9 protein-coding genes are annotated in these 10407 nt (G+C 69.1%); 5 read left to right on the top strand and 4 right to left on the bottom strand.

The genetic code is table 11. The annotated features are described in order from the left end of the window. The coding region (locus AC5Y5Z_RS25500; protein ID WP_499928280.1) for an acyl-CoA dehydrogenase family protein at nucleotides 1–1686 on the bottom strand (1686 nt) is incomplete at its 3' end. Nucleotides 1687–1811: 125 nt separating this feature from the next. On the opposite strand from AC5Y5Z_RS25500, the gene AC5Y5Z_RS25495 reads away from it, so the two are divergent. Next, entirely contained in the window at nucleotides 1812–2792 is a 981-nt protein-coding gene (locus AC5Y5Z_RS25495; protein ID WP_473140374.1) for a phosphotriesterase family protein, read from the top strand. A gap of 87 nt (nucleotides 2793–2879) precedes the next feature. Continuing rightward, on the top strand, nucleotides 2880–3623 hold the full coding sequence (locus AC5Y5Z_RS25490) for a PP2C family protein-serine/threonine phosphatase (protein WP_499928278.1): 744 nt from the start codon (nucleotides 2880–2882) through the stop codon (nucleotides 3621–3623). Nucleotides 3624–3627: 4 nt separating this feature from the next. Here AC5Y5Z_RS25490 and AC5Y5Z_RS25485 read toward each other — a convergent pair whose 3' ends face one another. After that, complete coding sequence (locus tag AC5Y5Z_RS25485) at nucleotides 3628–4800, bottom strand: acyltransferase family protein (RefSeq protein ID WP_463828662.1); 1173 nt, start codon at nucleotides 4798–4800, stop codon at nucleotides 3628–3630. Nucleotides 4801–4895: 95 nt separating this feature from the next. On the opposite strand from AC5Y5Z_RS25485, the gene pgfA reads away from it, so the two are divergent. Both pgfA and AC5Y5Z_RS25475 read left to right on the top strand, forming a co-directional pair. Further along, nucleotides 4896–6191: a cell envelope lipid trafficking protein PgfA gene (pgfA, locus tag AC5Y5Z_RS25480; RefSeq protein ID WP_499928276.1), complete on the top strand. Its 1296-nt coding sequence runs from the start codon at nucleotides 4896–4898 to the stop codon at nucleotides 6189–6191. A 5-nt stretch (nucleotides 6192–6196) separates the two neighbouring features. Then, a complete protein-coding gene (locus AC5Y5Z_RS25475) occupies nucleotides 6197–7891 on the top strand; it encodes an MmpA family trehalose lipid delivery protein (RefSeq protein ID WP_499928274.1) in 1695 nt (564 codons plus the stop codon). Here the strand turns inward: AC5Y5Z_RS25475 and AC5Y5Z_RS25470 are convergent. After that, entirely contained in the window at nucleotides 7872–8141 is a 270-nt protein-coding gene (locus AC5Y5Z_RS25470; RefSeq protein WP_473140376.1) for a helix-turn-helix transcriptional regulator, read from the bottom strand. The two genes, AC5Y5Z_RS25475 and AC5Y5Z_RS25470, sit on opposite strands and share 20 nt — an antisense overlap. A 251-nt stretch (nucleotides 8142–8392) precedes the next feature. On the opposite strand from AC5Y5Z_RS25470, the gene AC5Y5Z_RS25465 reads away from it, so the two are divergent. After that, nucleotides 8393–9163, top strand: coding sequence for a YoaK family protein (locus AC5Y5Z_RS25465; RefSeq protein ID WP_499928272.1), 771 nt, complete (start codon nucleotides 8393–8395; stop codon nucleotides 9161–9163). Here the strand turns inward: AC5Y5Z_RS25465 and AC5Y5Z_RS25460 are convergent. Next, complete coding sequence (locus tag AC5Y5Z_RS25460) at nucleotides 9160–10317, bottom strand: glycosyltransferase family 4 protein (protein WP_463828657.1); 1158 nt, start codon at nucleotides 10315–10317, stop codon at nucleotides 9160–9162. The genes AC5Y5Z_RS25465 and AC5Y5Z_RS25460 overlap by 4 nt on opposite strands. Between the last annotated feature and the right edge of the window lie 90 nt (nucleotides 10318–10407).

Below are 10407 nucleotides of genomic sequence, written 5' to 3'. Positions count from 1 at the left end.
TTCGTAGGCGCCGTTGAGCGGCAGCACGAACTCGTTCCACACCTTGTCGTAGCGCGCCTGATCGTTGGCGGGTCGGCGGATCATCCGCAGCGCGAAGTCCGCCTGCGCGTCGGTGGTGGCGGCTTTGTCGTTGAGTTCGACTGCGTAGCTGTTGAAGTCGCGCACCAGCAGTCCGAAGATCTCGTCGAGCAGGGCATCGTCCACCCCCGACAGCGACGCCTCCTCGAGGATCAACTGCCCGTAGGGCACCAGCGCGAAGATCTGGCCCACCCCGAACGCGAAGTCGATGTCCTTCTGCTGTGCGGCATCCGGCGTCGCCGCCGCCAGCATCTCGGCGAGCACCTCGACCTGCTCGCGCAGCAGCGCGACATTGGGGACCCGGGCGTAGGCGTCGAACGCTGCGCGCCAGTCGTGGAAGCGCACCTTGCCCAGACCGCCGGTGGGTCCCTGATTGAACAGGAACGTGTCGTCGGCGTCGTCGTCGCGCCGGCCGATCAGCGGCAGCGAGGCGTCCGGGGCGAACAGGAAGTTGGGCATGAACTTGGCCAGCAGCCCGATGTTGATGTGCACGGTGCCCTCCAGCCGGGGGAGCATGCCGATCTCCTGGGCCACGGTCTCGAAGAACGTGTCCTTCTCCACACCCTTGGCCGCGATGACGTCGAACAGCGCGGTGACCACCCGCTCGCCCTCACTGGTCACCTTGGCCTTGGTCAGCGGGCTGTACAGCAGGTAGCGGCGATCGTCGGCGGCAGCACTGCGCATGTAGTCCGAGGCGCGGGTGCAGACCAGCCGCATCGCGACCAGCCGGGCGTAGGCGTCGGTGAGCAGCCGTCGCACATGGCTGAAGTCGGTCACCACCGACCCGTAGAGGTGCCGGTTGGCGGCGTGCGTGATGGCTTCGTAGAAGGCGTGGGTGCACATGCCGACCGAGCCCCAGCCCAGGTTGTACTTGCAGACGTTGACCGTGTTCAGCGCGGCGTGGAAGGCGCCCATTCCCCGGTGCAGCAGGTCGGCCTCGGTGACGGGGTAGTCGTGCAGGGCGTAGTTCGCCACGTAGTTCTGCGAATTCACCACGTTCTTCTTGCACTCGTAGCGGTCGTCCTGCGAGTCGGCGGCGAAGAACACGTACTCGTCGGACTCGTCGATCTTGCCGAAAGTGGACACCATGCGCGCCACGTTGGCGTTGCCGATGTAGTACTTCTCGCCGTTGGCGACCCAGCCGTGCTCGGCCGGGGTCAGGATCATGTCGGTCTGGTAGACGTCGGCGCCGTGCGCCTGCTCCGACAGGCCGAAGGCGAACACCTCACCCTGTTCCAGCTGGGCGGCGGCCTTGCGCTTGGCGTCCTCGTTGTCGCTCATCCAGATCGGGCCCAACCCCAGCGCGGTCACCTGGAACGGGTACCAGTAGCTCAGCCCGTAGAAGCCGATGATCTCGGCGAACTCGCTGATCCGGTAGGTGTCCCAACGGCAATCGTCGGCACCGTACTGGGCCGGGGTCAGCAGCGACGCGAAGATGCGGTGCTTGGCGATGTGGTCCAGGAAGTCGGTGTACCAGGCGCGGTCGTGGGCGTCCTGCTTGAGCTTGGCCTTACCGCGGTTCTCGAAGAAGTCCACGGTGGCCTGCATGATCTCGGCCGACCGGGCGTCGGGGTACTTGCGTTGCAGGTGGTTGGGGTTGAGCAGCATGCGGGTGACTCCCAGCGCGGACGGGTCAGGACGGCTAGACGGTACTGCAACCGGCCGGTGGCCGAGGCCGGAGTCGCCGAGATCGGCACTGTCAACTGACTACCGATCGACCTAGCATCAGTGGCGTGTCAGAACTCAATACCGCCCGCGGAACCATCGACACCGGGGACCTCGGGGTCACACTCATGCACGAGCACGTGTTCATCATGACCACCGAGATCGCCCTGAACTACCCCGAAGCCTGGGGCGACGAGGACCAACGGGTGGCCGACGCGGTGGCCCGGCTCAACGAACTCAAGTCGCGCGGCGTGGACACCATCGTCGACCTGACGGTGGTGGGGCTGGGCCGTTACATCCCGCGCATCGCCCGCGTCGCCGCCGAAACCGAGCTGAACATCGTCGTCGCGACCGGCCTCTACACCTACAACGACGTGCCGTTCTGCTTCCATTACACCGGCCCGGGCACCATGCTGGACGGCCCGGACGTGATGGTCGACATGTTCGTCCGCGACATCGAGCAGGGCATCGCCGACACCGGCATCAAAGCCGGAATCCTCAAGTGCGCCACCGACGAACCCGGCATCACCCCGGGCGTCGAGCGGGTGTTGCGCGCGGTCGCCCAGGCGCACAAGCGCACCGGGGTGCCGATCTCCACCCACACCCACGCAGGCCTGCGCCGCGGGCTGGAACAGCAACGCATTTTCGAAGAAGAAGGCGTGGACCTGAGCCGGGTGATCATCGGACATTCGGGCGACAGCACCGACGTGGGCTATCTCGAAGAACTGATCTCCGCCGGCTCCTATCTGGGCATGGACCGGTTCGGCATCGACGTGATCCTGCCGTTCGAGGAGCGCGTCGACATCGTGGCGACGATGTGCGAGCGCGGCCACGCCGACAAGATGGTGCTCTCCCACGACGCCAACTGTTACTTCGACGCGCTGCCCGACGACATGCTCGCGGTCGCCGCCCCGAACTGGCACTACCTGCACATCCACAACGACGTCATCCCGGCGCTCAAGGAGCGCGGGGTCACCGACGAACAACTGCAGACCATGCTGGTGGACAATCCGCGCCGCATCTTCGATCGCCAGGGTGGCTACCAGTGAGGCGCCGGTCGCCGGGGGACGACGCGGACAGGGCGCGTCGGGCCGCGGTGCGTGACGTCGTGGGCGCGTGGTTGCAGACTTAGACCCATGTACGCCCTGGAATACTCTGCGCTCAGCGACGTCGGCTGCGTACGAAGCGACAATCAGGACCGCTGGGGGGCCGACGCCGATCAGTTCCTGTTCATGGTGGCCGACGGTGTGGGAGGCAGCCGCGACGGCGCCCTGGCTGCCCAGACGATGGTCGAGGTACTGCCCAACTACGTCGCGCATCACCTCCCACCCGAAAACCGCGGCGAACCCGATGCACCGGAACGACTGGGCCGCGCGGTCTCCGAACTCTCCGACGACCTGCACGCCAAATCGCAGGACGATGCGCGTTACCAGGGCGCCAACAGCACGCTGGTGACCGTGGTCATCGCGGGCCCGCGGGCGCTGGTGGCCCACCTCGGCGACAGCCGCGCCTATCTGCGCCGCGACGGTCAGTTGCAGCGGCTGACCCGCGATCACACCCTGGTCCAGGCGCTGGTCGACGCCCATCAGGTGGACGCGGCCGACACCGGCCGGCACAAAGCCCGCAGTGTGGTGACCAAATATATGGGAATGAAGCCGCCGGCGCGTGCCGACTCCAGCGCGCTGGAGTTGCGGGTCGGCGACCGGATCCTGCTGTGCAGCGACGGCCTGCACGGCGTGGTCAAGGAGCCCGAACTGGGCCGGATTCTGGACGAGAACCCCGCACCCGGTTATGCCTGCGCGGCGTTGATCGCGGCGGCCCGCGACGGCGGCGGCCCCGACAACATCACCGCGCTGGTGATCAACATCAACCCCGCCTAGCGGGTCACGGCGCGACGGCGTCCGCCTCGGAGTCGACGTCCGGTGCCGGTTTTTCGCGTTTCTCCCACCGGCGCAACGCTTCCCGACAGGGCGACTCGACCAGGGCGTAACTCACCGCGGCGATCGCGGTGCCGAACAGCAGGGTCAGGGCCAGCACCGTCGGCATGTGTCCGGAGAACGCGAACGCGCCGATCACCGGGAACACCATGTCGAGTGCGGCCAGATGCCAGATGAACAGGCCGTAGGACCAGCGGCCCAGGGTGACCATGAAGGTGCTGCCGAGCAGCCGGTGCGGCGTGTCCGGCCGGTCCAGCACCAGCGGCGCCACCAACGCGAACGCCACCACCGCGCCCATCGCCGTCTTCACCGAGAACTCGGTGGCGGTGCTGGTCACCAGCCCGGCCGGACCGGCCAGCGGGGAGGCCGCAACCAGGTAGGCGGCCAGCGCGATCACCGCCATCAGGACGCGACGTCGGGCCAGCCGGTGCACCCGGCCGACCGGGCTGTGCACCAACTCGGCCAGCACCATCCCCGCAGCGAACCAGGAAAAGTAGGCCGGCGGCCAGTTCAGCGGGTTGGCACCCGGCCCCCGGCCCAGTGCCTCCAGCGGCAACCACCCCCAGCCCCAGCTGAGCACGCCGACGGCGGCGATCACCGGCAGGCGCGCACCGGGCCGAATCCGGCGGGCCAGCAGCGCCAGGATGGGCAGCGCCAGGTAGAAAGCGACCTCCACCGACAGGCTCCACATCTGGGTCAGCCCGCCGGTCAGCGTCAACGGCACGTAGATCTGGGTGAGCGTCAGATTGGCCAGCCACACTGTCAGGCTCGCGTGGTTGGAGTCCGGCAGCAGCGTCAGGATCACCACCACCGCCACCAGATAGGCCGGCATGATGCGGACCGCCCGCGAACGCAGGTAGTGACCGGTGCGTGGCCGCGGCGTCAGGTTGCGGGCGGCCGCGGCGTGGGCGCGCCACAACAGGAACCCCGACAACGCGAAGAACACCGCGACGGCCAGGTCGAACCGGCCGAACAGCCGTCCGTCCACGCCGCTGGAATGTCCGGTCTGGAAGGCGACGTGGGTGACCACCACCCCCATGGCCGCGCAGGCACGCATCCCTTCGACGGCGGGCAGGAAGCTGCGGGTGCCACCCACCTGCTGCGAGTCGGTCACGATCACAGTCTGCCTGCGCGTCCTCGCCGACCATCGGGGTAGGGTCAGACCAGTCTGCTGCACTGCTTGCGAAACTTGGACCTAGAGGAGGTCACTGCAACGTGAACCGAGCAGTCATGTTGCGTATCGCCGCATGCGGCACCATCGGCCTCGGGGCCGCCCTGCTGATCGCCGCGCTGCTGCTGTCGATCTACACCAGCAGCCGGGTCGCCAAGGTTCCGCTCAACATCGACGCCACGCTGAACAGCGAGGGCAGCGGCACGGCGCTGAACCCCGAGTCGCTGTCGACCGACCACGTCGTGGTCAACCAGAATGTGCCGCTGGTGTCCCAGCAGCAGGTAAGTGTCGAGCTGCCGGCCAACGCCCAGGTGGTCACCTTGCAGGTCGGCTCGTCGCTGCGGCGCAGTGACCGGCAGAAGGACAGCGGACTGCTGCTGGCCATCGTCGACAACGTCACCCTCAACCGCCGGACCGCCCTTGCCGTCGCCGACGACTCCCACCCGGGCGGGTCGGTGCAGAAGCCGCGCGGACTGGGCGACGAAAGCCCGCCGACGCCGATCCCGCTGCGCCACGAAGGCCTGTCCTACCGCTTCCCGTTCAACACCGAACGCAAGACCTACCCCTACTTCGACCCGATCGCGCAGAAGGCGTTCGACGCCAACTTCGACGGCGAGGAAGACGTCAACGGGCTGACCGCCTACCGGTTCACCCAGACCGTCGGCGTCAACTCCGAAGGCAAGGTGGTGGCTCCCATCGCCTACCCGTCGCTGTACGCCGGCGAAGAGGACCGCAAGATCACCACCAGCGCCGGAATGTGGGGCCTGCCCGGCGATCCGGCTGAGCAGATCACCATGACCCGCTACTACACCGCCAAGCGGGTGTTCTGGGTGGACCCGGTGTCCGGCACCATCGTCAAGCAAACCGATCAGGCGCACCACTACTACGCCCGCGACGCGCTCAAGCCCGAGGTGACGCTGGTCGACTACAAGATCACGTCCACCCCGGAAACGGTGGAGTCCCAGGTCAATTCGGCGCGCGACGAGCGCGATCGACTGGCGCTGTGGTCGCGGGTGCTGCCGATCACGTTCACCGCGATCGGGTTGATCGCGCTGCTCGGCGGCGCGGTGCTGGCGTCGTTCAGCCTGCGCACCGAGAGCGCGTTGACCGATCCCGGCCTGGACCGCGACGACACCGATTTCCTGCGGCGCGCCGGCCTGGAGCCGCCGGTTCCCGGCGCCGAAGCCGAGACGGAGAAGATACCGGCGCAACGACCGGAACCGCCCGGTGATCCGCCGCCGGCCGGGGACCCGCCACCCAAGCCGCCGTCCGGTGAAGCGCCCTCGACCGAACCCGGCCCGACCGACCCGCCACCGCCGGGCCCGCCCGAACGGAGCTAATCGCCGTGCGGGCCGGTTTGGTCCGGCCGGCGTACACGTTGGTACTGGCGTTGCTGGTGGTGGCGCCGATCCTGGGGCCCGGCTACCTGTTGCTGCGCGATGCCGTCTCCACCCCCCGCTCGTACCTGTCCGACGCCGCACTGGGGTTGACGGCGGCCCCGCGCGCCACCCCGCAGGACTTTGCGCTGGCGCTGGCGTCCGGCGTCGTCGACGGCGGGCTGCTGGTCAAGGTCCTGCTGCTACTCGGGTTGTGGCTGGCGGGGTGGGGTGCGGCGCGACTGGCCGAGGTGGTGCTGCCGGAGTCCGGGACGGCCGGCGGCCTGGTGGCCGGCACGCTGGCGGTGTGGAACCCCTACGTGGCGGAGCGGTTGCTGCAGGGCCATTGGAGCCTGCTGCTCGGCTACGGCTGTCTGCCGTGGGTGGCCGCGACGATGCTGGAGTTGCGGGTGGCGGGTGGCCGGCGCGGCTTTTTCGCGCTGGCCGGCTGGGTCGGTGTGGCGGGTCTGACGCCGACGGGTCTGCTGTTGGCCGCAACGGTGGCGCTGGTGTGCGCGGCGGCGCCGGGATCGGGCCGCCCGCGGTGGCGGTGCGGGGTCGCCGCACTGGGCTGCGCGGTGGTGGGCGCGCTGCCGTGGCTGACGGCGGCGCTGCTGGGGACGTCGTCCGGCGCCGCCGACGCGGTCGGGGTCGACGTGTTCGCGGCGCGGGCCGAGCCGGGGCTGGGCACCCTGCTCAGCCTGGCCGGCCTGGGCGGGATCTGGAACGGCGCAGCCGTACCTGCTTCGCGGACAACGCTTTTCGCGCTGGTATCCACGGCGGTGCTGCTGGGCGTGGTGGCGACCGGGTTGCCGGCGGTGGTGCGCCGGCCGGCGGTGTGGCCGCTATTGGTGCTGGCCGGTGTGGCGGTGCTGGTGCCGACCCTGCTGGCCACCGGCCCGGGGCTGCATCTGCTGCGGACCGTGGTCGAGGCGGTTCCCCCGCTGGGGGTGCTGCGCGACGGGCAGAAATGGGTGGCCCTGGCCATGCCGGGGTACGCCCTGGCCGGCGCGGGGGCGGTGTTGACGCTGCAGCGCCGAATGGCGCCCGCGGCGACAGCGTTGGGGTGCTGCCTGACGCTGGTGCTGGCGTTGCCCGACCTGGCCTGGGGTGTCTGGGACACGGTGACGCCGGTGCGTTACCCGCCCGGCTGGGCCGCGGTGGCCGCGCGGATCGACGCGCAGCCGGGACCGGTTGCGGTGCTGCCGGCCGGCACCATGCGGCGCTTCTCCTGGTCGGGTCCGGCACCGGTGCTCGACCCGCTGCCGCGCTGGGTGCGCGCTGACGTGCTGACCACCGGTGACCTGCTGATTTCCGGGGTCACGGTGCCCGGCGAGGGAGACCACGCCCGGCAGGTACAGCAACTGCTGCTATCCGGGCCGGAACCGTCGGCCCTCGCGTCCGCCGGGGTGGCCTGGCTGGTCGTGGAATCCGACAGTGCCGGGGACATGGGTGCTGCTGCCCGCACCATGGCGCGGCTGACGCCGGCCTACCGGGACGGCGAGCTGGCGTTGTACCGGATCGGCGGCGACGCCCCCGGGATGTCCGGGTCGCGCCGGGGGGCAGTGGTCGCCGCGCATCTGGCGTGGCTGGCGATGTTGCTGATCGGCGGAGTGGGTGCGGCGTGCCTGCGGCGACGACCGATCAGGACAGCGCCTGAATGAGTTCGCCCACGGTGTGACTGGCTTCCAACGGGTGCCGTAGCCGGCCCGCCGGGTTCAGGGTGTAGACGTTGCGGCGACCGACCTTGGACTTGATCAGGTACCCCTCGTCCGTCAGATCGGCCAGGATGGTCTGCACGGACCGCTCGGTGATGCCGATCCGCAGCGACAACTCCCGGGCGGTCAGCGATCCACCGGCGGAAACACACAGCAGCACGTGGCCGTGGTTGGTGAGGAACGTCCAGCCACGCATCGAGCCCGGCGGCTCGATGTCCTGAGGTGTCTCGACAGTGGTCACATCTCTGATCATAGTGACGCTGGCTTTTCGCGTAAATTACTTCGCCAATTCAGCCGATCGAAAGATAGCCCGGCACGCGGCAGCGTCATTCTTGCCAGACTCATACGAAGATCTATTGATGAAGAATTTTTCGCTATATATCCTTCATATCAGGGGCGCTGCGGCCCCGCCCATGCCGGAACCAGACGCTGAAAGCGAACCTTCCGATGACCAACACCGACCAACTGCACGACGACGCCCCGTTGGCCACCCCGCGGGCGCTGCTCGGCTACAGCGGATCGCTGGCCTTCATCGCCGGCTTCGTCAACGCTGTGGCCATTTCGATCCTCGCCTTTCCGGTCGGCAACCTGACCGGAGTGACCACTCAACTGGGTATGACCACCGCCAACCCGTGGCTCTACGAAGGCCATCTGCTGGCCGCGATCCTGATCGGGTTCTGGATCGGTGCGATCGCAGCCGGCGCCGTCCTGGGACGCAACCAGCACCCCAGGGGCTCACACCTGGCGGCGGTCCTGACCGCCGAGGCGGTACTGCTGCTCATCGCCGCCTTCGGCGTCGAAGACACCCCGCTCAAGGCTGCGATCGCGGCCCTGGGCGTCGAACAGCCCGTCGTACAGGCTTTCTTCGCCGCCGCGGCACTGGGCATGCAGAACGGACTGACCTCGAGCTTCCGCGGGATGGCGGTCCGCACCACCCACTTCACCGGCACGGTCACCGACCTCGGGCTGATGCTGGGACGCATCCACCGGGACGGCATCGAGAAGTGGAAGGCCGCGGTCCTCTCGGTGACCCTGCTGCTCTTCCTGGTCGGCGGGGCGGCCGGAATCATGATCGGCGCACGGATCGGCGGGTTCGCGATGCTGGTGCCCGCGGCGCTGTGCATTGTGCTGGGGACGTGGTATTCGATCAACTCCCGTAGCGCCCGGTCGGCGGCACCCGCACCACGCGCCGGCGAACTCGCCACCGCAGCCAGCTAGATGAGGCCGCCGCAGCGCTCACCGGCCTGCACAGCGGACAGCACCACGCGCATCGCTGCGGCGCTCTGCTCCCAGGAAAACTCCATGCTGCGCGCCTGGGCCTTCGCACCCAGCTGATCGCGCAGCACCGGGTCGCGCAGCAGCTCTTCGAGCCCGTCCACCAACCCGGCACGGTCATCGACCAGGATGCCGGTGACCCCGTCGATGATCGAGTCGGACAGACCGCCGGAGGCGCGGTAACCGATGGTGGGCACGCCGTGCCGGCCGGCCTCGACCACCGCCAGACCCCAGCCCTCCTTGCGCGACGGCAACACGTGCACCCATGCACGCTGCAGCAGCCGGTGTTTTGCCGCGTCGTCGACATGGCCGTGGAAGGTGACCGCCTCGGCGATGCCGAGCCGGTGCACGTGGTCGACGAGGCGTTGCCGCCACCAGCCGCCGCCGACCACGTCCAGGTGCAGCCCCGGGATCCGGGACCGCAACTGCGCGACCGCCTCCAGCGCGTCCTCGATCTGCTTGTGCGGCACCAGCCTGGACAGCACCACCACGCGCGGGGCGGGCGCCCGCGGAGCCGCCAGCGTCGGCTCCGGAGCCTCGTCCAGACCGTTGCGCACCACGGCGATCCGGTCGCTGTCCACGCCGAGTGCGACCAGATCCCGCGCCGACGGCAGCGACACCGTCACGTACTGGTTGCGCCGGTTCAGCAGCGGGGACAACGTCGACTCCACGAACCACCCCACCCGGGACAGCACCGGCCCGGCGACCGGCCACTGCTCGCGGTGGCAGTGGTGCACCAGCACCACCACGCGTCGCCCGTACAGCAGCCGAGCCAGGAACGGCAGCCCGTTCTGGGTGTCGACCACCACGTCGGGACGCACCCGCCGCAACGGTCCCAGGCCGACCCTGGCCAGAGCCATCGCCAGCATCGCCCAGATGTACACGGTGTAGCGCCCGCCGGCCCGGTTGATGTGCACGCCGTCGACGATCTCGTGGCGCGGCGCGCCCGGGTAGCGGGCGGTGCGCAGGGTGACACGCATGCCGTCGGTCCCGGCCAGGTGGGCGCCGATGCGCTGCAGGTAGGTCTCGCTGCCGCCGCCCTGCGGGTGCCCGGTATCACGCCAGCACAGCAGCAGGACGGAGCGCAGGTCAGACATCGGACCCAGCCTAATGGCACACCGTTGCGGTCGATTCAGGGGAATCATCGGCCATTCGGCTGTCGGACTCATAGGGTTGCAGGCAGCAGA

This window comes from Mycobacterium sp. NGS29 (assembly GCF_059812965.1).
This window is presented reverse-complemented; position numbering and strand designations above follow the sequence as displayed.

What these genes read in the sequence shown, in the direction of transcription:
- AC5Y5Z_RS25460 (WP_463828657.1), bottom strand. Translation starts at nt 10,317, where the DNA reads ATGTCTGACCTGCGCTCCGTCCTGCTGCTGTGCTGGCGTGATACCGGG.
- AC5Y5Z_RS25465 (WP_499928272.1), top strand. Translation starts at nt 8,393, where the DNA reads ATGACCAACACCGACCAACTGCACGACGACGCCCCGTTGGCCACCCCG.
- AC5Y5Z_RS25490 (WP_499928278.1), top strand. Translation starts at nt 2,880, where the DNA reads ATGTACGCCCTGGAATACTCTGCGCTCAGCGACGTCGGCTGCGTACGA.
- AC5Y5Z_RS25470 (WP_473140376.1), bottom strand. Translation starts at nt 8,141, where the DNA reads ATGCGTGGCTGGACGTTCCTCACCAACCACGGCCACGTGCTGCTGTGT.